Annotated in this window: 18 protein-coding genes; 12 read left to right on the top strand and 6 right to left on the bottom strand. The window is 65.1% G+C overall.

The window, feature by feature from the left end; translation table 11 throughout:
• Positions 1-110: 110 nt before the first annotated feature.
• The gene (locus tag CXQ88_RS18295; RefSeq protein ID WP_104045546.1) at positions 111-584 is read right to left on the bottom strand and encodes a hotdog fold thioesterase; all 474 of its coding nucleotides are present in this window, start codon (positions 582-584) and stop codon (positions 111-113) included.
• A gap of 178 nt (positions 585-762) precedes the next feature.
• Here CXQ88_RS18295 and polA point away from each other — a divergent pair, with 178 nt between their 5' ends.
• The 4 genes from polA to rpsA all read left to right on the top strand — a co-directional run bounded on the left by polA (position 763) and on the right by rpsA (position 7,169).
• Positions 763-3,447, top strand: a complete 2,685-nt coding sequence (gene polA, locus CXQ88_RS18290) for a DNA polymerase I (protein ID WP_104045556.1) — start codon at positions 763-765, stop codon at positions 3,445-3,447.
• Between the two features lie 53 nt (positions 3,448-3,500).
• Entirely contained in the window at positions 3,501-4,112 is a 612-nt protein-coding gene (locus CXQ88_RS18285) for a GyrI-like domain-containing protein (RefSeq protein WP_104045545.1), read from the top strand.
• Between the two features lie 60 nt (positions 4,113-4,172).
• Positions 4,173-5,471, top strand: a complete 1,299-nt coding sequence (locus CXQ88_RS18280; RefSeq protein WP_181037598.1) for a GNAT family N-acetyltransferase — start codon at positions 4,173-4,175, stop codon at positions 5,469-5,471.
• A 216-nt stretch (positions 5,472-5,687) separates the two neighbouring features.
• Positions 5,688-7,169 carry a 30S ribosomal protein S1 gene (gene rpsA, locus CXQ88_RS18275; RefSeq protein ID WP_104045544.1) on the top strand — a complete coding sequence of 494 codons (1,482 nt, stop codon included), beginning with the start codon at positions 5,688-5,690 and terminating at the stop codon, positions 7,167-7,169.
• A gap of 114 nt (positions 7,170-7,283) precedes the next feature.
• Here the strand turns inward: rpsA and CXQ88_RS18270 are convergent, their stop codons facing one another.
• Positions 7,284-7,802: a GNAT family N-acetyltransferase gene (locus CXQ88_RS18270; RefSeq protein WP_104045543.1), complete on the bottom strand. Its 519-nt coding sequence runs from the start codon at positions 7,800-7,802 to the stop codon at positions 7,284-7,286.
• Positions 7,786-8,475 (bottom strand): IMPACT family protein, encoded by a 690-nt coding sequence (locus tag CXQ88_RS18265; protein WP_104045542.1) that lies wholly within the window; start codon positions 8,473-8,475, stop codon positions 7,786-7,788. The genes CXQ88_RS18270 and CXQ88_RS18265 overlap by 17 nt, the downstream gene beginning before the upstream one ends.
• A gap of 52 nt (positions 8,476-8,527) precedes the next feature.
• On the opposite strand from CXQ88_RS18265, the gene coaE reads away from it, so the two are divergent.
• The 4 genes from coaE to CXQ88_RS18245 all read left to right on the top strand — a co-directional run bounded on the left by coaE (position 8,528) and on the right by CXQ88_RS18245 (position 14,670).
• Complete coding sequence (coaE, locus tag CXQ88_RS18260) at positions 8,528-9,748, top strand: dephospho-CoA kinase (RefSeq protein ID WP_104045541.1); 1,221 nt, start codon at positions 8,528-8,530, stop codon at positions 9,746-9,748.
• Positions 9,749-9,844: 96 nt separating this feature from the next.
• Complete coding sequence (gene uvrB / locus CXQ88_RS18255; protein ID WP_104045540.1) at positions 9,845-11,941, top strand: excinuclease ABC subunit UvrB; 2,097 nt, start codon at positions 9,845-9,847, stop codon at positions 11,939-11,941.
• 192 nt (positions 11,942-12,133) lie between these two features.
• Positions 12,134-13,162: a TerC family protein gene (locus tag CXQ88_RS18250; protein ID WP_104045539.1), complete on the top strand. Its 1,029-nt coding sequence runs from the start codon at positions 12,134-12,136 to the stop codon at positions 13,160-13,162.
• Between the two features lie 107 nt (positions 13,163-13,269).
• Positions 13,270-14,670 carry an MFS transporter gene (locus tag CXQ88_RS18245; RefSeq protein WP_104045538.1) on the top strand — a complete coding sequence of 467 codons (1,401 nt, stop codon included), beginning with the start codon at positions 13,270-13,272 and terminating at the stop codon, positions 14,668-14,670.
• An 80-nt stretch (positions 14,671-14,750) separates the two neighbouring features.
• Here the strand turns inward: CXQ88_RS18245 and CXQ88_RS18240 are convergent, their stop codons facing one another.
• The 3 genes from CXQ88_RS18240 to CXQ88_RS18230 form a co-directional block, all read right to left on the bottom strand.
• On the bottom strand, positions 14,751-16,088 hold the full coding sequence (locus CXQ88_RS18240; RefSeq protein WP_104045537.1) for an alpha/beta fold hydrolase: 1,338 nt from the start codon (positions 16,086-16,088) through the stop codon (positions 14,751-14,753).
• Positions 16,081-16,581: a GNAT family N-acetyltransferase gene (locus CXQ88_RS18235; RefSeq protein WP_104045536.1), complete on the bottom strand. Its 501-nt coding sequence runs from the start codon at positions 16,579-16,581 to the stop codon at positions 16,081-16,083. The genes CXQ88_RS18240 and CXQ88_RS18235 overlap by 8 nt, the downstream gene beginning before the upstream one ends.
• A gap of 98 nt (positions 16,582-16,679) precedes the next feature.
• Positions 16,680-19,226, bottom strand: a complete 2,547-nt coding sequence (locus tag CXQ88_RS18230; RefSeq protein WP_104045535.1) for a DEAD/DEAH box helicase — start codon at positions 19,224-19,226, stop codon at positions 16,680-16,682.
• 95 nt (positions 19,227-19,321) lie between these two features.
• On the opposite strand from CXQ88_RS18230, the gene CXQ88_RS18225 reads away from it, so the two are divergent.
• The 4 genes from CXQ88_RS18225 to CXQ88_RS18210 all read left to right on the top strand — a co-directional run bounded on the left by CXQ88_RS18225 (position 19,322) and on the right by CXQ88_RS18210 (position 24,218).
• Entirely contained in the window at positions 19,322-20,101 is a 780-nt protein-coding gene (locus CXQ88_RS18225; protein ID WP_104045534.1) for a trans-aconitate 2-methyltransferase, read from the top strand.
• 162 nt (positions 20,102-20,263) lie between these two features.
• A complete protein-coding gene (locus CXQ88_RS18220; RefSeq protein ID WP_181037599.1) occupies positions 20,264-22,036 on the top strand; it encodes an ABC transporter ATP-binding protein in 1,773 nt (590 codons plus the stop codon).
• On the top strand, positions 22,033-23,841 hold the full coding sequence (locus CXQ88_RS18215; RefSeq protein WP_104045533.1) for an ABC transporter ATP-binding protein: 1,809 nt from the start codon (positions 22,033-22,035) through the stop codon (positions 23,839-23,841). Before CXQ88_RS18220 ends, CXQ88_RS18215 begins: the two co-directional genes overlap by 4 nt.
• Positions 23,838-24,218, top strand: a complete 381-nt coding sequence (locus tag CXQ88_RS18210) for a GntR family transcriptional regulator (protein ID WP_104045532.1) — start codon at positions 23,838-23,840, stop codon at positions 24,216-24,218. The genes CXQ88_RS18215 and CXQ88_RS18210 overlap by 4 nt, the downstream gene beginning before the upstream one ends.
• Positions 24,219-24,235: the final 17 nt, after the last annotated feature.

Below are 24,235 nucleotides of genomic sequence, written 5' to 3'. Positions count from 1 at the left end.
ACTCACCCGAGACGACCACTTCTTCCAACGGTACTCAGACTGGCTCAACACCAATTGACAGCTATAGGAGCATCATTCCGGCGCTGCTTACGGAATGCCGAAAGCGCTCCTCAGCCCTGCGCTGCGGCGTTGTCCCGGATCATGTTGGTGATGCGTGCGGTTGACAGCCGGCGCCCTTGCTCATCCGTTATAACGATCTCGTGCGTGGCCAGTGTCCGGCCGAGATGGATCGCGCTACACGTTCCCGTTACCGTGCCCGCGGAGATGGACCGATGATGCGTAGCGCTGACTTCAATGCCAACTGCATGGCGGCCAGGCCCTGCATGCATACCCGCGGAGAATGATCCGAGCGTTTCGGCCAGCACCACATGCGCGCCGCCGTGAAGGATTCCAGCCACCTGCGTGTTCCCTTCCACCGGCATGGTGGCTACTGTCCGTTCCGGACTCATCTCCAGGAAACGGATCCCCATCTTCACTACCAGGGCGCCGATCCCGAATTGACCCAGCCAGGCATGCAGGTGCTCCGGGACACCGGCGGAGGTGAGCTCGTCGGCGAAGGGGCCGGGCGTGAAATTGTCCATCATGCCAACTAGGCTGGCACCTGTGAGTGAAACAACCAAACCGGCCCCTTTCCCGTCCAATGTCCTGCAGGAGGACAATGCCCCGCAGGGCTCAACTGCCCTTGAGGACGCTGCTGTTCAGGATACGGTTCCCGGTCAGGCCGGTGGGTCGGTTTCGGCGACTGCCGCCCCCGTTGTTCCCATGACGGGACAGCCGCGGCTGCTGGTGCTGGACGGGCATTCGATGGCCTTCCGCGCCTTCTTCGCCCTCCCCGCGGACAAGTTTTCCACCGCCAATGGGCAGCACACCAACGCCATCCACGGCTTCACCTCGATGCTGATCAACCTCATTAAGGAACAGCAGCCCACCCACATCGCCGTGGCTTTCGACGTCTCAGACTCGTCCACACACCGCAAAGCCGAGTACAGCGAATACAAGGGGGGCCGGAACGAGACCCCACGCGAGATGAACAACCAGATCGACCTCATCGGCCAGGTGATGGAAGCCTGGGGCATCAAGACCATCAAGATGCCCGGCTACGAGGCTGATGACATTCTTGCCACCCTTGCCGCGATGGGTGAGAAGGCCGGTTTCGAGGTCCTCCTGGTTTCGGGAGACCGGGATGCTTTCCAGCTGATCACGGACAACGTTTTTGTGCTGTACCCGAAGAAGGGCGTCAGCGACATCCCGCGCATGGATGCCGCCGCAATTGAGGCCAAGTATTTCGTTAGCCCCGCACGGTATTCAGATCTCGCGGCGCTGGTGGGGGAGACGGCCGACAACCTCCCGGGAGTGCCCGGGGTGGGCCCCAAAACGGCAGCCAAGTGGATCAACCTTTATGGCGGTCTTGAGGGCGTACTTGAACACGTGGATTCCATTGGCGGCAAGGTGGGTGATGCGCTGCGGGAGAACGTCGAAGCCGTCAAGCGCAACCGCCGCCTGAACCAGCTCCACACGGACCTGGAACTTCCCGTCACGCTGGATGAGCTGTATGAGCCGCGCCCGGACCAGGCAGCCCTCGAGGACCTGTTCGACCAGCTCGAGTTCAAGGCCATCCGCGGCCGGCTTTTCGCCCTGTACGGCGACGACGACGCCCCCGCCCCCGAGCGTGCGAGCATCGAAACCCCTGACTTCATTACGCCCTCCGGCGCTGCGGGGCTCGCCGAATTCCTGAAGGGCGGCGCGGGCCTGCGCTCCGCCGTCGCGGTGGATCTGGTGCCGGGACGGATCGGCGAGGACGCGGCCGCGCTGGCCATCGTCCGCGACGGCGCCGCCGCATACATCGATCTCTCCGCCCAGGACGCTGAGGCGGAAAACGTCCTGGCCGCATGGCTGCGCGACCCCGAAGCGCCGAAGGTCATGCACGGGTTCAAAGCCGCACTGAAAGCCCTGACCTCCCGCGGCCTGGAGCTTGGCGGCGTGGTGGACGATACCTCGATCTCCGGTTACCTCATCCAACCGGACCGCCGCACGTACGAACTTGCCGAACTCGCCCAGCATCACCTCAACGTCGGAATCCCCGCCGCCACCGCCAAAGCCGGCCAGCTTGAGCTTTCCTTCGACGGCGACGACGAAGCGGCCGCGGGCGCACTGGTGCAGGCCGCCGCCGTCGTACTTGAACTGAGCCGCTTCTTCGAAGCGGAGCTGAAGGAGCGCCGCGCCGAGGAACTGCTGTCCACCCTGGAACTTCCGGTCAGCCGGGTCCTGGCCGACATGGAACAAGCCGGCATCGGCATCGACATGGCCCGGATGGATGAGCAGATTGCGGACCTTGCCAGGGTCATAGACAACGCCCAGGAGCAGGCCTTTGCGGCGATAGGCCACGAGGTCAACCTCGGTTCGCCCAAACAGCTGCAGACCGTGCTGTTTGAAGAGCTCCAGCTGCCCAAGACCAAAAAGATCAAGTCCGGCTACACCACCGACGCCGCGTCCTTGAAGAATCTCCTGGACAAAACCGGACACGAGTTCCTGGTACAGCTCATGGCCCATCGGGAAGCCGCCAAGCTGCGCCAGATGCTGGAGTCGCTGAAAAAGTCTGTTGCCGAAGACGGCCGCATCCACACCACGTACGCCCAAAACGTGGCGGCCACGGGCCGGATCTCGTCGAACAACCCCAACCTGCAGAACATCCCCATCCGCAGCGAGGAAGGCCGCCGCGTCCGCGGGATCTTTGTGGTCAGCGACGGTTACGAATGCCTGCTGTCCGCGGACTACTCCCAGATCGAAATGCGCATCATGGCGCACCTGTCCGGTGATGCCGGCCTCATCCAGGCGTACAAGGACGGCGAGGACCTGCACCGGTTCGTGGGCTCCAACATTTTCCACGTGCCCACCGAGGAAGTCACCAGCGCCATGCGCTCCAAGGTGAAGGCAATGTCCTACGGGCTGGCCTACGGCTTGACCTCCTTCGGCCTGTCCAAGCAGCTGGAGATCTCCGTGGACGAGGCCCGCACCCTCATGAAGGACTACTTCGACCGGTTCGGGGCGGTCCGCGACTACCTCCGCGGCGTTGTGGACCAGGCCCGGGTGGACGGCTACACGGCAACCATCGAGGGGCGCCGCCGGTACCTCCCCGACCTGACCAGTACCGACAGGCAGCTCCGGGAGAACGCTGAACGCATCGCCCTCAACAGCCCCATCCAGGGTTCGGCTGCGGATATCATCAAACGCGCCATGCTGGGCGTCCACGCAGAACTCAAGTCACAGGGGCTGAAATCGCGGATGCTCCTGCAGGTCCACGACGAACTGGTCCTCGAAGTCGCGGCGGGGGAGCGGGAGGCCGTGGAGACGCTCGTCACCGCACAAATGGGAGCCGCGGCGGACCTCACTGTTCCGCTGGAGGTCCAGATTGGTGTTGGTCCGAGCTGGTACGACGCCGGGCACTAGGAGCCGGACACCAGGAACCGGCGGGGCACCAGAAAAGAAGGGGGCGGGACGCGATGGACAAGTACGACGTCCGGAAGCAGTTCAAGGAACTGTACGCGCCCCGCACCCGGGACTTCGACGTGGTCACCGTCCCGCCGCTGAAGTACCTCATGCTGGACGGACAGGGCAACCCGGGGACAGCCCCGGCCTACGCCGAGGCCTTGGAAGCCCTGTTCTCGGTGTCCTACGCAGTGAAGTTTGCCAGCAAGCACGCAGGCCGGGACTACGCCGTCGCACCGCTGGAAGGCTTGTGGACTGCAGACGACCCGGTCGCCTTCACCCGGGGCGACAAGGACAGCTGGAAGTGGACCATGATGATCCTGCAGCCGGACTGGATCGGCTTCGCTGAAGTGCAGGACGGCATCGCGAAGGCGGCGGCGAAAAAGGTCCCGGGGCTGGACCTGCTCCGCCTTGAGGTTCTCGACGAAGGCCTCTCCGTGCAGATCCTGCACATCGGCAGCTACGACGACGAAGGTCCCACGTTGCACCGCCTGCACAGCGAGTTCATGCCGGCCAATGGTTTGGCCTTTGCCGGCCAGCACCATGAGATTTACCTCAGCGACGCGCGCAGGGTGGCGCCCGAGAAGCTGAAAACCATCCTCCGCCAACCCGTAAGGCGGCTCTGAGCTGCACAGAAGCGTGTCGCTGCTGGCCAGAAGTTGGACCCGTTGGCTAGGCTCGGACGAATGGCTGACCTGAGCGGCAACTATGAGATCCGGCGCTTCGGCGCAGTGTCCAAAAACAATGACGGCTATGCGGAGGCGGAGACCTGGTCCCGGGCGGTGTCCTTCGGATTCCACGAGTCCACGCGCACGCCCGAACACGTGGCAAAGTCGCTTGCCACATACGAGGCGGACGGCCGCATCCTCACGGGCGTCTACCAGACCGGAACCGTTGCGCCGTCGTCGATGCCCGCAGAGGTACCGGTGGCCACGTTCGCCACATTCCGCAAAAGCCTCAACATTGGTTTCCGCCGGACGCTGGAAACACAGATGGTCACGTCCGTGACAGTCCGCACCTCGCACCGCCGCCGTGGGCTGCTGCGCCGGATGATGAGCGAGGACCTGCACCTCGCCAAGGAGGACGGCATCGCGATGGCGGCCCTCACCGCCTCGGAGGGAGCCATCTACGGGCGCTTCGGCTACGGCGTCGCCAGCTTCGAACGCTCCGTCAAGGTGGATACCACTGCGCGGTTCAGCCTGGCGCACCGGCCCACGGGCAGCGTGGAAATTGCCGACCCCACGGCCCTGCTGCAGCTCGCACCGGAGGTTTTTGAGCGTGTCCACCAACTCACACCCGGGTCCCTCGGCCGGCAGGACTGGTACCGGCAGTTGGCGTCGGGAGCGCTCGGTCGCGATGGCAAGGAGGATCCCGCCATCAAAGTGGCGCTCCACTACTCGGCGGACGGAGCCGTGGACGGCTACGTCTCCTACAAATTCCTCGGCTGGGACACGGAACCCTACACCGTGGAAGTGGTGGACCTGGTGGCCGCCGGCAACGACGCCTACCTGGAGCTCTGGCAGTTCCTCGGCGCCATCGACCTGGTGGAGCGCGTTTCCTGGGACGAAGCGCCGCTGGATGATCCCTTGACCTGGGCCCTTGCAGACCCCCGCTGCATCGATTCGTCGGACAGCCGGGACATGCTGTGGCTCCGCATCCTCGACGCAGCCAAGGCACTTGAGGCCAGGCACTACCCGGCGGACGACAAACTGGTCCTCGAAGTCCATGACTCCCTGGGCCTCACGGCGGGCACTTTCGCGCTGCAGGTCCACAGCGGGGACGCCGCCGTCGAACGCCTGCCGGAGACCGCGGAAGCGGACCTTGTGCTGGATGTCTCGGCACTGTCCTCGATCTACCTGGGCGCCGTATGCCCCGTCACGCTGACGGCAGCAGGCCGGATCCGGGAGAACACGGCCGGCTCAGCCCTGAAGGCCAGGCAGATGTTCGCCGTCGAGCGAGCAACCCACTGCCTCACGCACTTCTGAGGGCACGCACGCCGGGCAAGGCGGGCCGCTTTGACCCGTGTTGCGCGCAGCGACTAGAATAAACGGGCGTGTACCACGTGCATGCTTTCTGAAATCCACAAAATCAGGATGACCCGGAGGATCCGTCGGATTCGCCGCAAATCGCGCCTGCGTTCCATAACGCGGGCGCGCCGGTTTGCCTGACCGACTAACTATCCACAACGGAGCCCCTACTACATGACCATCACCTCCACCGAGAAGCCCGGTACCCCCGTAGTCGCCATTAACGACATCGGTACCGCTGAGGACTTCCTCGCAGCAGTCGACGCGACCATCAAGTACTTCAACGACGGAGATCTCGTCGAAGGTACCGTCGTCAAGGTCGACCGCGATGAAGTCCTGCTCGACATCGGTTACAAGACCGAAGGTGTCATCCCCTCCCGCGAGCTGTCCATCAAGCACGACGTTGATCCCGGAGACGTCGTCTCCGTTGGCGATCAGGTCGAAGCCCTGGTGCTCACCAAGGAAGACAAAGAAGGCCGCCTGATCCTCTCCAAGAAGCGCGCTCAGTACGAGCGTGCCTGGGGCGACATCGAGAAGGTCAAGGAAGAAGACGGTGTTGTCACCGGTACCGTCATCGAGGTTGTCAAGGGTGGTCTTATCCTCGACATCGGCCTGCGCGGCTTCCTGCCCGCATCCCTCGTCGAGATGCGCCGTGTGCGCGACCTGGCTCCGTACATCGGTCAGCAGATCGAAGCCAAGATCATCGAGCTGGACAAGAACCGTAACAACGTGGTCCTGTCCCGCCGTGCATGGCTCGAGCAGACCCAGTCCGAGGTCCGCTCCACGTTCCTCAACAAGCTGGAAAAGGGCCAGGTCCGTCCCGGCGTCGTTTCCTCCATCGTCAACTTTGGTGCCTTCGTGGACCTGGGCGGCGTAGACGGCCTGGTTCACGTTTCCGAGCTGTCCTGGAAGCACATCGACCACCCGTCCGAGGTTGTCGAAGTTGGCCAGGAAGTCACCGTCGAGGTTCTCGAGGTCGACCTGGACCGCGAGCGCGTTTCCCTGTCACTCAAGGCTACGCAGGAAGATCCGTGGCAGACCTTCGCCCGCACCCACGCCCTCGGCCAGGTTGTTCCGGGTAAGGTCACCAAGCTGGTTCCGTTCGGTGCGTTCGTTCGCGTCGAAGACGGCATCGAAGGCCTGGTCCACATCTCCGAGCTGGCCGTTCGCCACGTGGAGCTGGCAGAGCAGGTTGTCTCCGTTGGCGACGAGCTGTTCGTCAAGGTCATCGACATCGACCTCGAGCGCCGCCGCATCTCGCTGTCCCTCAAGCAGGCCAACGAGGGCGTCGACGCCGACAGCACCGAATTCGATCCTGCTCTGTACGGCATGGCCGCAGAGTACGACGAAGAGGGCAACTACAAGTACCCCGAGGGCTTCGATCCCGAGTCCAACGAGTGGCTTGAAGGCTACGAGAACCAGCGCGCCGCCTGGGAGCAGCAGTACGCTGACGCCCAGACCCGCTGGGAAGCCCACAAGAAGCAGGTTGCCCAGCACGCTGCCGACGACGCTGCAGCTGCAACGTCCGGCGAGAGCGACTCCGGCACCACCAGCTACTCCTCCGAGCCGGCTGCAGCCGAGTCCAACACCGGTGGCGGCACGCTCGCTTCCGACGAGGCTCTTGCAGCACTGCGCGAGAAGCTGACCGGCAACTAATTGCCACCCGCCCGGATTTTCCGGGCCAACCCAACAGACCCCCTGCCCTCAAGGCAGGGGGTCTGTTGCGTTAGCGCGCTACCGGGCCGCTGTGCCTTATGGTCAGTTACGCACTTAGAGTACGACGACGGCGCTGACCGTCCCGTCGTCGTCGGGCCTGAGTACGGCGCCGGCGGAGGCAAGGAGACGCTGGGCGCCGAGGTTTCCGGTCAGGGTGCGGGCGGTGACCCGGGTGACGCCGGCGTTGCGGGCTTCGCTCAGGACCAGGCGGAACGCCGCGCTCCCGATGCCGCGGGACCGAAAGCTCCTGCCGAGCCAGATGCCCGTTTCGGCAACAGCTGTGCCGCTGCCGGTTTCGGCACTGCCGGACGTGAGGCGGCGGAGCCGGATGGACCCGGCCAGGCTGCCGTCGGCGAGAATTCCCCACGTCTTCTCCGCGGCATCGCCGGTTAGGCCTTCGGCAGCGGCGCGGTGATAGCTGAAAAACCACGCCGTACGTTCCAGGTTCCAGCCCGGGCCGCCCAACGGGGGAGCCACCTCGTCGGGGGAGGCGTCGCGCTTGGCCAACGCGAGGAGCTGCTCCAGCACTGTTTCATCCACGTCCACCAGGGACACGTCAGGGAAACGGGACATCCACCCACTCCGTTCCTTCCGGCCTGAGGGTAACGCTGCCCGAGGTCAACAGCTGGAGGCGGTCAGCAGCATCTGCGATCGCTCCGGCGTTGTCCGATACTGCCACGCGCAAAACCGTGTATTGCGCACTGTAGCTTGTGTCCGCCATCACGAAGCCCGCAGCCCGCAGGTCGTTTTCGAGCCTGCCGGCAGCAGCGTGCGGCACTTCCGCGGAGCAGATCCGCAACCGGCTGCGGCGCACCAGCGGCACCAGGGACAGCGCTGAGGACACGGACTCGGAGTACGCGCGCACCAGTCCGCCCGCCCCCAGGAGGATGCCACCGAAGTAGCGGACGACGACGGCGCTTACGTCGCTGAGGTCGGCTGCCCCGGGCGTCGTTTCCCTTTTGGTGAGGGCTTCGAGCATGGGGACGCCGGCGGTTCCCGAGGGTTCGCCGTCATCACTTGAGCGCTGGATATCCCGGTCGGGGCCAAGGATGATTGCGGAACAGTGGTGCCGGGCGTCGTGGAACTCGCGGCGGAGGCCTGCCACCAGGTCCCGCGCCGCTTCTTCGGTGTCGGCCCGGCGCAGCACCGTAATGAACCTTGAGCGCTTGATTTCGATTTCGTGGCGGAAGTCAGGACCGGAGGCCAGGGTGGTGTAGCTGGTGGCCCGGCTCGCTTGCTCTTGCACCCGCCCCAGTCTAGGCCCCGCCACCTGGGCTTGCTGAGGTTAGGGTGGTGGAGTGCTGAAGATTGGATTGACGGGTGGAATCGCCTCGGGAAAGTCGGCAGTGGCCTCGCGGCTGAGGGAACGCGGGGCAGTGCTGGTGGACGCCGATGCGCTGGCACGGGAGGTTGTGGAACCCGGCACTGTAGGCCTGCAACGGATCGTGGCGGAGTTCGGCGACGACGTCCTGGGCGCTGACGGCCGGTTGGACCGGCCAAAGCTCGGGGCTTTGGTGTTCGGCGATTCCCCCCGGCTCGCTGCCCTGAACGGAATCGTCCACCCGCTGGTCCGTTCCCGGGCTGCCGCCATTGTGGCGGGAGCCCCGGAGGGTGCGGTGGTGGTGCAGGATATCCCGCTGCTGGTGGAGACGGGCCAGGGCACGGACTTCCACCTGGTCCTGGTGGTGGACGCCCCGGAGGAGATAAGGCTGCAACGGATGCTGGAGCACCGGGGGATGACCGAAGAAGCCGCCCGCTCCCGGATGGCGGCCCAGGCGACACGGGAGGAACGCCTCGCCGCGGCGGACGTCGTCCTCGACAACTCGGGCACCCTGGAGCAGCTGGTGGCAGAAGTGGACCGGCTCTGGGATGACCGTCTGGCGCCTTTTGCCCGGAACCTCTCGGCGGGACAACGGGCAGGCAGGGTCGGGGGACCGGTCCTCGTGCCGTCGCGGGTTGAGTGGGCGCGCGAAGCCCGGCGGCTGATGAACAGGATTGTCAAAGCCCTTCCTGCCGGGCAGCAGGACACGGTGACAGTTGACCACATCGGCTCCACATCAGTTCCCGGTCTGGACGCCAAGGACGTCATCGACCTGCAGCTCACCGTCCCGGACCTCGACGTTGCCGACGCCCTTGCACCCGCGCTGGCCGCCGCAGGATACCCCCTGATTCCGGGTATCACCGCCGACAATCCCAAGCGCAGCCACCCCAACCCGGAAGACTGGCGGAAGCGCATCCACGCGAACGCCGACCCGGGCCGACCCGTCAACCTGCACATCAGGGCCGCCGGCTCGCCCGGGTGGCGCTTCGCCCTGTGCTTCCGCGACTGGCTGCGGGCGGAACCGGCAGCGGCCGCCGAGTACCTGGCACTGAAGCGCAGACTCGCTGCCGCCCACGCCGCGGACATGTCCACGGCGGACTACGCGGAGGCCAAGGAAGACTGGTTCACGGCCATAGAAGAACCCCTTGAACGGTGGGTCAAGCAGTCGGGCTGGGAACCGCCGTCGCCCGTGTCCTGAACTGCCTCGCCGGTACTTCTCCCGGTGCCGGGCCCGGGTGTTCGCCCGTAACGGACTTGCCCCCTCAGTGTCGGTGCCCCACTGTAAATTAGAACCATGAGCCTTGCGCAGGAAGTCAACCGTGTTGTAGCGCCCTTCGAGGTCATTAGCGAGTTCAAGCCGGCCGGGGACCAGCCCGCCGCCATCGCCGAACTGACGGAGCGCATCAAGAACGGCGAGAAGGACGTGGTGCTGCTGGGCGCCACCGGTACGGGCAAGAGCGCCACCACGGCGTGGCTGATCGAGCAGGTCCAGCGCCCAACCCTGGTGATGGTGCAGAACAAGACCCTTGCGGCGCAGCTGGCCAACGAATTCCGTGAACTGCTGCCCAACAACGCGGTGGAGTACTTCGTCTCGTACTACGACTACTACCAGCCTGAAGCCTACGTGGCCCAGACGGACACGTTCATCGAGAAGGACTCCTCCATCAACGAGGAAGTGGAACGGCTCCGCCACTCCGCCACCAACGCGCTGCTCACCCGCCGCGACGTCATTGTGGTGGCCACGGTTTCCTGTATCTATGGCCTCGGCACCCCGGAGGAATACATCGCCGGCATGGTGACCCTCCGCAAGGGGGCGGAGATGAACCGTGACCACCTGCTCCGCAAATTTGTCGCGATGCAGTACGCGCGCAACGACATGGACTTCCACCGCGGCACCTTCCGGGTCCGCGGCGATACTGTGGAAATCATCCCCATGTACGAGGAACTGGCCATTCGGATCGAGTTTTTCGGTGATGAAATTGAGAACATCCACACGCTGCATCCACTGACCGGTGAAGTGATCCGCGACGAAGAGGAGATGTACGTGTTCCCCGCTTCGCACTACGTCGCCGGACCTGAGCGGATGGCCAGGGCCATCAAGCGGATCGAAGACGAACTCGCCGACAGGCTGCACGTCCTGGAAAGCCAGAACAAACTCGTCGAGGCCCAGCGGCTGCGGATGCGCACCACGTACGATCTCGAGATGATGCAGCAGATGGGCTTCTGCAACGGCATCGAGAACTACTCATCGCACATTGACGGCCGTGCCCCCGGTACCGCTCCGCATTGCCTCCTTGACTACTTCCCGGACGACTTCCTGCTGGTGGTGGATGAGTCCCACGTGACCATCCCGCAAATCGGTGCCATGTATGAAGGCGACATGTCGCGCAAACGGAACCTCGTGGACTTCGGCTTCCGCCTGCCGTCCGCCATGGACAACCGCCCGCTCAAGTGGGATGAATTCCTCCAACGCGTGGGCCAGACCGTCTACCTTTCGGCAACTCCGGGCAAGTACGAGCTGGGCAAAGCGGACGGCACGGTCCAGCAGATCATCCGGCCCACCGGACTGATCGACCCCGAGGTGGTGGTCAAACCCACTAAGGGCCAGATCGATGACCTGCTGGGCGAAATCAAGACGCGTACAGAGAAGAATGAGCGGGTCCTGGTCACCACGCTCACCAAGCGGATGGCGGAGGACCTCACCGACTACCTGCTGGGCCATGGCGTGAAGGTGGAGTACCTGCACTCAGACGTGGACACCCTGCGCCGCGTGGAGCTGCTCCGCGAGCTCCGGATGGGCACCTTCGATGTCCTGGTGGGCATCAACCTGCTCCGCGAAGGCCTGGACCTGCCCGAGGTCTCCCTGGTGAGCATTCTGGACGCGGACAAGGAAGGCTTCCTGCGGTCCTCCACGTCGCTCATCCAGACCATCGGCCGCGCTGCCCGTAACGTCTCCGGACAGGTGCACATGTACGCCGACCGCATCACGGACTCCATGGCCCACGCCATCGACGAGACCAACCGCCGTCGCGCCATCCAGGTGGCATACAACACGGAAAGAGGCATCGATCCGCAGCCGCTGCGGAAGAAGATCGCTGACATCACCGACCAGCTGGCCAAGGAAGACGCCGACACCCAGGAACTGCTCAGCAACAACCGCCTGGCCAAGGGCGGCAAGCGCAAGTCCGCGGCGAAGGGTGCCGCCCAGGTCCGCTCCGACGGCCTCGCCGCTGCACCGGCGGAGGATCTGGTGGGCTTGATCGAACAGCTGACGGAACAGATGCACGGGGCCGCAGCGGAGCTGCAGTTCGAGGTGGCGGCAAGGATTCGGGACGAGGTCAGCGAACTGAAGAAGGAACTGCGCCAGATGCAGGCGGCCGGGCACGCCTGACACAATGCCTGGTCCGGGCACAGGCCTGAGGTACAGTTAATGCCACGTAGGGGAGTATCCCAAGCGCTACGATCGTCAACACGCAGGGCATGGTTGCCCCGCCGGGCGTAGCGGGCCGCCGCATCAGCACCAAGTGCACAGGCAGGCCGGAGAGACTTACACTGCATCTCTGTACCTGCGAAAGGCTGCCCTGTGCTCGAATTACCTGTGTGGTTTGAGGTCGGCTCGTTAGTCGTCCTCGGCCTGATCCTCCTGATCGACCTTCTCCTGGTGGTCCGCCGCCCCCACGAACCCTCCATGAAGGAGGCAGGCCTGTGGGTGGCGTTCTACGTCAGCCTCGCCCTGGTGTTCGCCGGAGCCATGTTCGCCTTTACCGGCCCTGAATACGGCGGACAGTTCGTCGCCGGCTGGGTAACCGAATACAGCCTCAGCATCGACAACCTCTTTGTCTTCATCATCATCATGGCCAGGTTCTCCGTACCCCGGAAGTACCAGCAGGAAGTGCTGATGGTGGGCATCATCATCGCCCTGATCCTGCGCGGCATCTTCATCCTGCTCGGCGCCATCGTGATCGAACAGTTCAGCTGGGTGTTCTACATCTTCGGCGCCTTCCTGCTCTGGACCGCCTGGAAGCAGGCCCAGGATGAGGGCGAAGACGAAGAAGACCGGGAGAACCCGCTGATCGCCCAGATCCGCAAGGTCATCCCCATGTCGGAGAAGTTCGACGGCAACAAGCTGCGCACCGAGGTGAACGGCAAGAAGGTCTTCACCCCCATGCTGATTGTGTTCATCACCATCGGCCTTACGGACCTGCTCTTCGCCGTCGACTCCATTCCCGCGATCTTTGGCCTGACCCAGAGCCCGTTCATCGTCTTCACGGCGAACCTGTTCGCCCTGATGGGCCTGCGCCAGCTGTACTTCCTGCTGGGTGGCCTCATGAACCGCCTGATCTACCTGAAGCACGCACTGTCCTTCATCCTGGCGTTCATCGGCGTCAAGCTGGTCCTGCACGCAATGCACGTCAACGAACTGCCGTTCATCAACGGCGGCCAGCACATCGAATGGGCTCCCGAGATCCCCACATTTGTGTCCCTGGCGGTTATCGTGGGCACGATCATCATCGCGGTGGTTGCCAGCCTTCTCAGCTCCAAGGCCAAGGAGGCACACCTCGACCCGCGCCTCGAGGAAGACGTCCGTAAGAGCCACAGCGACGTCGACTAGTTCCTTCCGCTTCTGCATAACCCGCAATCCCGGCTGCCCTGCGGCCGGGATTGCGGGCTTTTAAGGCGGCTCTTTAAGAGCCGGACTCCGAGGACTATGCTCTGACCATGGCGGGCACTTTGATGTCGGAAAACGGAGTGCGCCAGGTGCAACGGCGCACCGTGGTGCTGCTGAGTGCGGCCCAGGTGTTCGGCGGGATCGGGACCGGGGCCACGGTCTCCATCGGGTCCATTCTTGCCGTGGAGCTTTCCGGATCCAGTGCCTGGGCGGGTGCCGTGGCCACGGTCATGACCTTGGGCGCCGCGCTGGCTGCCTTGCCCCTCGCCGCCCTTGCCGACCGCCGGGGACGCCGGATGGGCCAGGTCGCCGGGCTTTCGGCCGCACTGCTTGGCACTCTGTTGATGGTGCTGTCGGTGGTCTGGGGCGCGTTTGTCCTGCTCGTACTCGGCGCAGCCGGCATCGGAGTAGGGACGGCCGCGAGCCTGCAGGCGCGTTTCGCCGCCGTCGACCTCGCTGATGCCGAGCACCGGGGCAGGGCACTGTCGGCCGTCGTGTGGGCTGTGACCGTCGGCGCGGTGGCCGGACCCAATCTCATCCAGCCCGGCACCGTGGTGGGCGAGGCGCTCGGCTTGCCGCCGGTCGCCGGCCCGTTCGTCATCTCCGGGGCCGGGCTCCTCGTGGCCACTGTGCTGCTCTTCGCCGGCTTGAGGCCTGACCCCCTGCTTCTCGCGCGCAGCCTCGCATCCGTCGCGCCTCCCGCCCCGCAGGACTCCCCGCAGCCGGGGAGCCTCCGTGCCGAAGTCCGCCAGCCAGCGCCCTCGACACAGGCCCCCGCGGCGCAGGCTGCCGCGGCGTCGGCCGGCGGGTCGCTGGCCCGTGGAATGCGCGCCATCCGCAGTTCGCGGATGGCCCTGCTCGCCGTTTCCGCCGTCGTTGGGGCCCACGCAGTGATGGTGGGCGTTATGTCAATGACTCCGCTTCACCTGCAGCACCTTGTGGAAGGGCCGGTTGCGTCGCATGCCGGGCACACGGCGTCCGGCGACGTCCTGGTGATCATCGGATTTACCATTTCCCTGCACATCGCGGGCATGTTCGCGCTGTCGCCGGTTATGGGCTGGTTGACGGACAAGGCGGGCAGGACCGAAACCATCATGATTGGCTTCGGCCTGCTGATCACCGCCGTCGCAGTGGCCGGGTTCGGCCAGGACTCCACCGTGGCCGTCGCGGTGGGGCTGGTCCTGCTCGGCATGGGCTGGTCTGCGTCCACCATCTCGGGCTCCACCCTCCTGGCCGAGAGCGTCGGCCAGGATTCCCGGGTGGTCGTCCAAGGCGTTTCGGACATGCTGATGGGGGTCGCCGGCGCGGTGGGCGGGGCCACCTCCGGCCTGGTCCTGAGCCAAGCCGGCTACCTGGGGCTGAACATGGCGGGAGCCCTGGTAGGAGCGGCTGTCCTCGCGGCGGCCGCGGTAACAGTCGTGGCGCGCAGGCGGGGGACCCTGGCGCCGTAAATCAGCTGGCACCGGAGATCAACGGCCGAAGGTCAGCGTCAGCGCAGCTCAGCGGCACCGTAGCTCAGCGGCTTCGCAGCTCAGCTGCGGGCGCGTGCCATACCCAGCAGTCGGGTGAAGATCCCCTCGCCGTCGTCGGCGATACCGTCGTGATGGAAGTCCGGGGTCTCCCAGACCTGCAGCCCGCGGACAGCCGACGCCGTATTCAGGGACAGGTTCCGGTCCACGTAGATGTCATCCGAGTAGACGGCTGCGGCTACGGGCACAGTGTTGACGGCCAGCCGGTCAACGTCGTAGAGCGGTTTCCAGTCCGACTTTGTTGCCAGCAGCTCTGCCACCTCGCGCAGGGGCCGCAGGGCGGGGTCCTGGTCGAAGTACCACGGGTAGACCATTTCGCCGGTGAGCAGCAGCGGGTCCGCGTCCGGCCCGAACTCCGGATACTCACGCAGTACTCGCCAGGCGGACCAGTCCGTGGCTTCGCCCTGCCCGTAGATGGACTCGTGCATCAGGGCGTACAAGGGGTTGCTGCGGCGTGACACTATCCCTTGCATCTGTTCGAGGAAGGGATCCGAAAGCCTGCTGCCACCGGCAGTCTCCGTGAACGCGTCCTCCAGCAGGTAGTGCAGGCTGTCCACCCGGGTGTTGCCCCCCAGGAACGCGCCCGCCATCTGGAAGCGCTCTACGGTTAGGGGGCCGCCGTCGGGCAGGAACTCCGGGGTGCTCCGAAGGTGGCGCGCTATCCGGTCAACAGTGGCCCGGTCCTCCGGGTACCAGCCGAAGTATTGCGCGTTCCGTGCGGCCACGCGCTTGTACGTGGCGCGGTATACATCGTCGGCCGGGCCGGTCAGCGGGGGAAGGCCGCCGGTGATAAACGCCTCGCGAAGGCCTTCGGGGGCAAACGAAAGATAGGTGAGCGCGCAGAATCCGCCGTAGCTTTGCCCGTAGATGCTCCAGGGTGGTGACCCGAGCGCATCCCGAATCAGCTCGGCGTCCGCCACAATTGAATCAGCCCGGAAATGCTCAAGGTAGGCCGCCTGCTCCTTCGCAGTGCCGCGCAAGGGCAGGGTGTTCCGGTCCAGGGGAGTGGACAGGCCGGTGCCGCGCTGGTCCAGCATCAGGATCCGGAAGTCTTTGGCGGCGGCCTTGCTCCAGCCACCCAGGGACCCGAACCTGTTGCCGCGGCCGCCGGGACCGCCCTGCAGGAAAAGCAGCCAGGGCAGCCTGGCGGCCTCTTCCTCGCTGTGGGAGGCCGAGACGTACTCACGGGCGAAAACGGTGATGGTTTCGGGGTCGGTGGAAAAGTGGTTCAAGGGCACCGTAAAGAGGTGCTCAAAGGTGCGCATGCCGCGGAATTCATGCCGGGCCCTGACCTTGTGCCGCACTTGTCCGCGGAGGGCGGCCAACTGCACGTCAGCCATTGGCGCGGGCCGTCACAGCACTGCCGAACTGCTCGAGGGCATCGCCGGTCAGCCGGAAGGTGGACCAGCCGTCCATGGGTTGGGCGCCCAGCCGGCGGTAGAAGTTGATGGACGGCTCATTCCAGTCCAGCACGCTCCACTCCACCCTCGCATAGCCGTTCTCGACGGCGATGCCGGCCAGGTGCTGCAGCAGCGCCTTGCCGTGCCCCTCGCCCCGGGCCTCCGGGCTGACGTAAAGGTCCTCGAGGTAGATTCCGTGGACACCCTCCCACGTGGAGTAGTTCAGGAACCACAAGGCAAAGCCGCGGACTTCGCCGTTGTCGCTCTCGGCCATAGCTGCAAAGACGCGCGGGTTGCTGCCGAAGAGAACCTGCTCCAACATCTCCGGGGTGTTCCGCACTGCGTCCGGTTCCTTTTCGTAGTGCGCCAGTTCATGGATCATGCGAAGGATCGCGGGGACATCTTGCCGGGTTGCCGGCCGGATAACACTCATTGTTCGAGCTTACCGCCGGGACCGGAGGGCTGGAGTCAGCGGCCTAAATGAGCCCCTGGAGATGGCCAAAGACCGCCCCAGCCTGACACCGCCGCCGGTCAGAGCCGATTCACGTCCGTCACCCGCACCACTGCGGTTCCGGTTTCATCCGAGGCTTCCAGGTCCACCTCGGCGGAGATGCCCCAGTCGTGGTTCCGGGCGGGGTCGTCAAAGATCTGCCGGACCTTCCACACCCCGGGTTCCTCGGTAATGATGAGCAGCCCCGGGCCGCGGGCGTCCGGGCCGGTGCCGATGTCGTTGTGCTCGTCGAAGTAGTCGTCCAGGACGTCTTCCCAGCGGTCGGCGTCCCAGCCGGCGCTGCCGTCCAGTTCGCCCAGGGCTGCAGCGTCCTCGTCCGCGAACAGTTCCACCCGCCGGAACATCTCGTTGCGCACCATCACCCGGAACGCGCGGATGTTTGACGTGAGCGACGGCGGAGGAGGCGGCGGTGCGTCGTGCGGGGTGGGTGCAGCGCCCGACGCCAGCTCCTCCCACTCATCGAGCAGGCTGGAGTCGACCTGCCGGACAAGCTCACCCAGCCAGGCAATAAGATCCTCCAGGTCTTCGCGCAGCATGTCCTGCGGCACCGTTTGCCGCAGCGCTTTGAAGGCATCTGCCAGGTACCGCAGGACGATCCCTTCAGAGCGGGCCAAACCGTAGAACTGTACAAATTCGCCGAAGTTCATGGCTCGCTCGTACATGTCCCGCACCACGGACTTTGGCGCCAGTTCGAAATCGCCCACCCAGGGGGCCGCCTTGCGGTACACCTCGAACGCTTCGCCCAGGATTTCGGCAAGGGGCTGCGGGTAGGTGACTTCCTCCAGCATCGCCATGCGCTGGTCGTACTCGATGCCGTCGGCCTTCATCGCCGCTATCGCTTCGCCGCGGGCTTTTTTCTGCTGCGCAGAGAGGATCTGGCGCGGCTTTTCCAGCGTCGCCTCGATCACGGACACCACGTCCAGGGCGTACGACGGCGACTCCGGATCAAGGAGCTCCAACGCGGCCAGTGCGAAGGGGGACAGCGGCTGGTTGAGCGCGAAGTTGGCCTGCAGGTGCACGGTGAGGCGGACAGTGCGCCCGTCCCGTCCCTGCTGTTCGGGCGGGATCCGCTCCACCACCTCGGCGGCAAGCAGCTCGCGATAGATGCCCAGCGCCTTCTTCATGAGCTGCAGCTGCGAGGACCGGGTCTCATGGTTTTCCGTCAGGAGGCGGCGGGCGGCAGCGAAGGGGTCGCCGGGCCTCTCCATCAGGTTCATGAGCATCGCATGGGTCACGGTGAAGCTGGAGTTCAGCGGCTCCGGCACTGATTCGACCAGGCGCTTGAAAGTGGGCTCGCCCCAGGACACAAAACCTTCCGGCGGCTTTTTCTTCACCACCTGGCGCAGCTTCTTCTGGTCGTCCCCGAACTTGGCTGTGGCCTTGGCCATCGCCTTCACGTTTTCCGTGACGTGCTCGGGGGCCTGGACCACCACCGTTCCGGCGGTGTCGTAGCCTGCGCGCCCGGCGCGGCCGGCGATCTGGTGGAACTCACGGGAGTTGAGCTGCCGGGTGCGTACGCCGTCGTATTTGCTCAGGGCGGTCAGAAGCACGGTGCGGATGGGGACGTTGATGCCCACCCCCAGGGTGTCGGTGCCGCAGATGACCTTCAGCAGCCCGGCCTGTGCCAGCTGCTCCACCAGACGGCGGTACTTCGGAAGCATACCGGCGTGATGCACCCCGATTCCGTGGCGGACCAGGCGGTTGAGGGTCTTGCCGAAGCCGGCGGCGAACCGGAAGTTGGCGATCAGCTCTGCGATCCTGTCCTTCTCCTCGCGGGTGCAGACGTTAATGCTCATCAGTGTCTGTGCGCGGTCGATCGCCTCGATCTGGCTGAAGTGCACCACATATACCGGCACCTGCTTGGTGGAGAGCAGCTCCTCAAGCGTCTCGTGCACAGGGGTCTCGTGGTAGTAGTAATGCAGCGGAATGGGCCGTTCCGCCGAGCTCACCGTGGTGGTGGGGCGCCCGGTCAGGCCGGTGAGGCCCTCTTCAAACCTGCTGACGTCACCCAGTGTGGCGGACATCAGGAGGAACTGCGCCTGGGGGAGCTCCAGCAGGGGCACCTGCCAGGCCCAGCCGCGCTGGGGGTCAGAGTAGAAGTGGAACTCGTCCATAATCACAGAGCCCAGTTCCGCTGCTGCCCCTTCACGGAGGGCAATGTTGGCCAGGATCTCGGCAGTGCAGCAGATGATGGGGGCGTCCTGGTTGACACCGGAATCGCCAGTGATCATTCCCACGTTCTCGGCGCCGAAAATATCGCAGAGGGCAAAGAATTTTTCCGAAACCAGTGCCTTGATGGGGGCCGTGTAGTAGCTGCGCCGGCCCTGGGCCATGGCCTGGAAGTGGGCGGCAATGGCCACCAGGGACTTCCCTGAACCGGTGGGCGTGGCCAGGATGACGTTGGCCCCGGTTGCCAGCTCCATGATCGCTTCGTCCTGGGCGGGGTACAGCTCCAGCCCCCGGCTTTCCGTCCATTCAACGAACCGGGTGTACAGGGCGTCGGGATCGACGGTGGAAGCGGGCAGGTCCCGGGCGGGCAGAAGGGGCAACTGGTCAACGAGTTTCATTGATTTCCAGCTTAGTGCCCGGACGCGCCCGGAATTCCGCCGCCTTCGGGTTAGGCTTCGCCGTACCGTGACAGAAGCAGAACGTGGAGACAGTTATGAAATGGGATCCGGCGAAATATGTCCAGTTCGGCGATTACCGGGACCGGCCGTTCTTCGACCTGACGGGCAGGGTCCACGCGGAGTCGCCCGGGCAGGTCGTGGATCTGGGCTGTGGCCCGGGAAACCTCACAGCCACCCTCGCCGGGCGCTGGCCCGGCGCCGAGGTAGTGGGCCTGGACTCCTCGGCCGAGATGCTTGCCAAAGCCGAGGCTGTCGCCCAGGCAACGCCCTTCCTGCGATTTGACCTCATGGACATTGCCGAGTGGATGCCTTCCGCGGAGACCGGGGTGGTGGTGAGCAACGCGGCACTGCAGTGGATACCCGGCCATCAGGACATGATGCGTTCCTGGTTGTCGGCGCTCCGTCCCGGCTCATGGTTTGCGATGCAGGTTCCGGGCAACTTCAATGCCCCGTCCCATGCGCTGATGCGCGGGTTGGCCGGGTCCTCCCGGTGGGCACCCAAACTTCAGGGGGTGCTGCGGGGCGGTGAGTCGGTGGGGGAGCCCGCGGACTACCTCCGGATACTGCTCGACGCCGGTTTCACGGCGGACGCGTGGGAGACCACCTACCAGCAGGTGCTGGCCGGTCCGGACCCCGTTCTGGAATGGGTCCGCGGCACTGCCCTGCGGCCCGTCCTGGCGGTCCTGCCGCCTGTGGACGGCGCCGAGTTTGAGGCCGAATACGCTGCCGCGCTGAGGGAGGCTTATCCGCAAGGCCCGCACGGAACGGTGTTCCCTTTCCGCCGGATTTTCGTGGTAGGGCGTAAGAATGACTAACAATATTCCAATCGCTGGACGTTCTCTACAGAAACGTCATGGCGTGTGACAGCAAAGGGTAAGTGATGTGGCTTACAATTGCGGAGTTGGCCGATGGGGGAGGCCGGGACCGCCCTTGTCGGCTTCCCTGAGCGCAGTGGAGGTATGGTGCTGATCGCATTGATGAGGCGGCTGTTGGCAGACCACAAGCCTGCCGTGGCCGCCATAGTCCTCCTGCAGCTGGTTCAGGCCGCGGCGAACCTCCTGTTGCCGACAGTCAACGCCGCGATCATCGACGACGGAATCGTGGCGGGCCAAACCGCCGTGATCTCCCGCCTGGGCGTAGTGATGGCCGTTATTGCCGTTCTCCAGGCGGCGGCCGCTATTGCGGCGGGATACCTCGCTGCCGTTGCTGCGATGCGGATCGGGCGGCAGTTGCGGGGCGAAATTTTCGCAAGGATCCAGTCGCTGTCCTCCCAGGATGTTGCAGTCTTTGGAACCCAGAGCCTGACCACCCGTGCCACCAACGACACCCAGCAGGTCCAGGTGTTCGCTGTGCTGGTGTTCACCATGCTGGTAGCGGGCCCGGCCATGGGGGTTGGCGGCGTGGTCCTTGCCCTGCAGCAGGACGTAGCGCTCTCGTCGGTGGTGATCGTCATCGTGCCGCTGCTCCTGCTGATCATGTACCTCATTGTCCGGAGGCTGATCCCGCTCTACCGGGAAGGACAGGATCTGCTGGACCGCGCGGGTGGAATACTCCGCGAGCAGATCATCGGCGCCGGTGTCATCCGGTCCTTTGTCCGCCAGGACCATGAGGTCCGCCGCTTCGCCCGGGTCAACGGCAGCCTGACTGCCAACAACCTGCAGTCCGCGCTGCTGGTTGCCGGCATGCTCCCGCTGGTCATGCTGGTAGTCAACCTTTCCTCGGTGGCTGTGGTCTGGTTCGGGGGACACCGGATCCAGGCAGGCCTGATGAACCTGGGGGCCCTGACCGCGTTCATTTCCTACATCCTGCAGATCCTGGTGGCCATCATGATGTCCATGTACGTGCTGATGACGGCACCCCGCGCAGCGGTCTGCGCGGAGCGGATCAGTGCGGTCCTGGACACGAAGCCCTCAGTACGGGAACCACTGCACCCAAAGCCCCTGCACCCGAAAACCCTGGAACGTCCCGCAACCGCGGCCGATGGAAACCAGTCCCATCCCGAGCCTCCCGGGATACTGGAGTTCAATGGAGTGGGCTTTTCCTACCCGGGGGCGGAGGAGCCCGTCCTTGCGGGCGTCAGCTTCACCGCAGCTCCGGGCACGACGACCGCGATCGTCGGCTCCACCGGCAGCGGAAAGTCCACGCTCCTCAACCTGATCCCGCGTTTCCTTGATTCCACGGACGGGGCCATCAGCCTGGGCGGCGTGGATATCAAGGACGTTTCGTTGGACAGCCTGCGCGCGGCCATGGCGATAGTTCCCCAACGCTCCCACCTTTTCACCGGTACCATCGCCAGCAACCTTCGCATGGCCGCGCCGGCGGCAACGGATGAGGAACTCTGGGAAGTCCTGGAAACCGCCCAGACCATGCGCTTTATGCGGGACCTGCCGGAGGGGCTGGACACGCCGCTGGGCCAGGGCGGCACCAACCTCTCGGGCGGCCAGCGGCAGCGGCTGTGCATTGCCCGCGCCCTGCTCCGCAAAACTTCCCTGTACCTGTTCGACGACAGCTTTTCAGCGTTGGACTATGACACCGACACCCGGCTGCGGCAGGCACTGCAGACCACGCTGGCCACTGCAACGGTTGTAGTGGTCGCGGAGCGTATTTCCGCCGTTGAAGGCGCAGGACTGATCCTGGTGCTCGACGCCGGCCGCGTCGTCGCGCAAGGTACCCACCAGGAGTTGTTGGAGACATCCGCCACCTACCGTGAAATAGCGGATTCCCAGCTGGCACTGGACGGACGCCCATGAGTGGGGCGCCCGGCGTCGAGGAGGCCCCCGTACGGTTCTGGCCCACCGCACGCCGGCTCCTTTCCCTGCTCCTGCCCTTTCGCTTGCGCATGCTGGGCGCAGTCGCCGCCACCTGCGCCTTCGCCGGGCTGAACGTCGCCGCGCCCAAGTACCTCGGTGACGCCACCGACGTCGTGGTGGAAGGCGTCCTGCGCCGTGCCCTGGACCAGGAAGGGCTCGGAGCCATCCTCGCGGCGGTGGCGTTGATGTATGTGTGCGCTTCCCTTTTCAACTGGATCCAGGGGGCGCTTACCGCCCACTCGGTACAGGGCCTGATGTACGGCCTCCGGGAATCAGTGGAGGAAAAACTGCACAGGCTCCCGGTGAACTACTTTGGGGAACGCTCCAGGGGTGATGTTCTCAGCCGCGCCACTAATGACGTCGACAACATCACCCAGGCCCTAAACCAGCTCCTGACACAACTCATCATGGCCTTCCTGATGCTGTGCGGCTCGCTGGCCATGATGCTGTGGATCTCGCCGCTGCTGGCTGCGATCGCGATCGCCACCGTTCCCCTTTCCACCCTTATTACCTGGCTGGTAGCCAGGAAATCCCAAACGCAATTCGCCAGCCAGTGGACCGAAACCGGGCAACTGAACGCACACGTGGAGGAGTTTGTCACCGGCCACGAGGTCATCAAGGCATTCGGGCAGCAGTCCCAGGCTGCGGAAGTCTTCGCCCGGAGCAACGAGAGGCTGGCGCGTGCCGCCACGCGGGCACAGTATTCGGCCGGGGTTGTGCAGCCGCTGATGGTCCTGATGTCCAACCTCAACTACATCGCTGTGGCAGTGGTGGGGGCCCTTCAGGTCATCGCCGGCGCCATGACCATCGGTGGCATCCAGGCGTTCATCCAGTTCAGCAGGCTCTTTACCCAACCGGTTGGCCAGATCGGAGGGATGCTCAACGTCATGCAGTCCTGCGTGGCTTCCGCAGCCCGTGTCTTCGCTTTGCTCGATGCGGGGGAGGAGCCCGCCGATCCGCCGCGCGCAGTTGTCCCGGCGCGCGCACGTATTGTTTTCGACGATGTGACGTTCGGTTACGGGAAAGCAGCGCCGGCGGTCCGCGAACTGACCTTTGCGGTGGAGCCGGGCCGGACAGTGGCGATCGTTGGGCACACCGGGGCCGGCAAGAGCACTGTGATCAACCTCCTGCTGCGCTTTTGCGAACCGGATTCGGGCCGCATCACAATCGGCGGGACGGACATCGCGGCCATTCCACGGGACCTCCTGCGTGCGCAATTCGGGGTGGTGCTCCAGGACGCCTGGCTCTTTGCGGGCACCATCCGGGAGAACATCGCCTATGGAAATCCGGGCGCGGCAGAATCCGACATCCTGGCGGCGGCGGAGGCCAGTTACGTGGACCGCTTTGTCAGGTCCCTGCCCCGGGGGTACGACACGGTGCTGGAAAACGGCGGCGACGGGCTGAGCCAGGGCCAGCGGCAGCTGATCACCATCGCACGGGCGCAGCTGGCCGGCCGGGCGGTGCTGATCCTTGATGAAGCCACCAGCTCGGTGGACTCAAGGACGGAGCTGCTGATCCGGCAGGCCATGCAGCGGTTGCGCCACGGCAGGACCAGCTTTGTTATTGCCCACCGTTTGTCCACCGTGCGCGACGCTGATCTAATCGTGGTCATGGACCACGGACACATCGTCGAGCAGGGCACCCACCAGGACCTCCTGGCAGCAAACAGCTACTACACCCGGCTCTACAACGCGCAGTTCGCCCGGCCGGCGGGACGGACACGCGCGCTCGAGGCCGGCATTTGAAAACGGTGGCCGACTTCCCGGGCTCGTGGAAGCCGAACGTGGCCAGCTCGGTGCCGCTGTTCGAGCAGCTGAGGCTCCAGGTTATCCATCTGGCCGACGGCGGGAAGCTTCCGCCAGGCACACGGCTGCCCGCTGTCAGGGCACTGGCCGAGCGGTTGGACGTCGCCCCGCACACGGTGGCCAGGGCTTACAAGGAGCTCGAGGCAGCCGGCGTCGTGGCCACACGCGGGAGGAACGGCACGGTGGTATGCGCACGTGACGAACGTCTCGGCGGGCTTTCAGAGGCTGCCGCGGCCTATGCTGCCGCCGCCAAAGCGCAGGGAGCGTCGTTCGCCGAGGCGGTACAGCTCTTGGCCGCTGCGTACGACGGCGGCTGACGGCTTCCGCGTGAGTG

Source organism: Arthrobacter sp. ZGTC412, assembly GCF_002929215.1.
Lineage (GTDB): Bacteria > Actinomycetota > Actinomycetes > Actinomycetales > Micrococcaceae > Arthrobacter.
This window is presented reverse-complemented; position numbering and strand designations above follow the sequence as displayed.

Coding starts and splice junctions, on each gene's coding strand:
- CXQ88_RS18295 (WP_104045546.1), bottom strand. CDS start 584: ATGATGGACAATTTCACGCCCGGCCCCTTCGCCGACGAGCTCACCTCC.
- polA (WP_104045556.1), top strand. CDS start 763: ATGACGGGACAGCCGCGGCTGCTGGTGCTGGACGGGCATTCGATGGCC.
- CXQ88_RS18285 (WP_104045545.1), top strand. CDS start 3,501: ATGGACAAGTACGACGTCCGGAAGCAGTTCAAGGAACTGTACGCGCCC.
- CXQ88_RS18280 (WP_181037598.1), top strand. CDS start 4,173: ATGGCTGACCTGAGCGGCAACTATGAGATCCGGCGCTTCGGCGCAGTG.
- rpsA (WP_104045544.1), top strand. CDS start 5,688: ATGACCATCACCTCCACCGAGAAGCCCGGTACCCCCGTAGTCGCCATT.
- CXQ88_RS18270 (WP_104045543.1), bottom strand. CDS start 7,802: ATGTCCCGTTTCCCTGACGTGTCCCTGGTGGACGTGGATGAAACAGTG.
- uvrB (WP_104045540.1), top strand. CDS start 9,845: ATGAGCCTTGCGCAGGAAGTCAACCGTGTTGTAGCGCCCTTCGAGGTC.
- CXQ88_RS18245 (WP_104045538.1), top strand. CDS start 13,270: ATGGCGGGCACTTTGATGTCGGAAAACGGAGTGCGCCAGGTGCAACGG.
- CXQ88_RS18240 (WP_104045537.1), bottom strand. CDS start 16,088: ATGGCTGACGTGCAGTTGGCCGCCCTCCGCGGACAAGTGCGGCACAAG.
- CXQ88_RS18235 (WP_104045536.1), bottom strand. CDS start 16,581: ATGAGTGTTATCCGGCCGGCAACCCGGCAAGATGTCCCCGCGATCCTT.
- CXQ88_RS18230 (WP_104045535.1), bottom strand. CDS start 19,226: ATGAAACTCGTTGACCAGTTGCCCCTTCTGCCCGCCCGGGACCTGCCC.
- CXQ88_RS18225 (WP_104045534.1), top strand. CDS start 19,322: ATGAAATGGGATCCGGCGAAATATGTCCAGTTCGGCGATTACCGGGAC.
- CXQ88_RS18220 (WP_181037599.1), top strand. CDS start 20,264: ATGAGGCGGCTGTTGGCAGACCACAAGCCTGCCGTGGCCGCCATAGTC.
- CXQ88_RS18215 (WP_104045533.1), top strand. CDS start 22,033: ATGAGTGGGGCGCCCGGCGTCGAGGAGGCCCCCGTACGGTTCTGGCCC.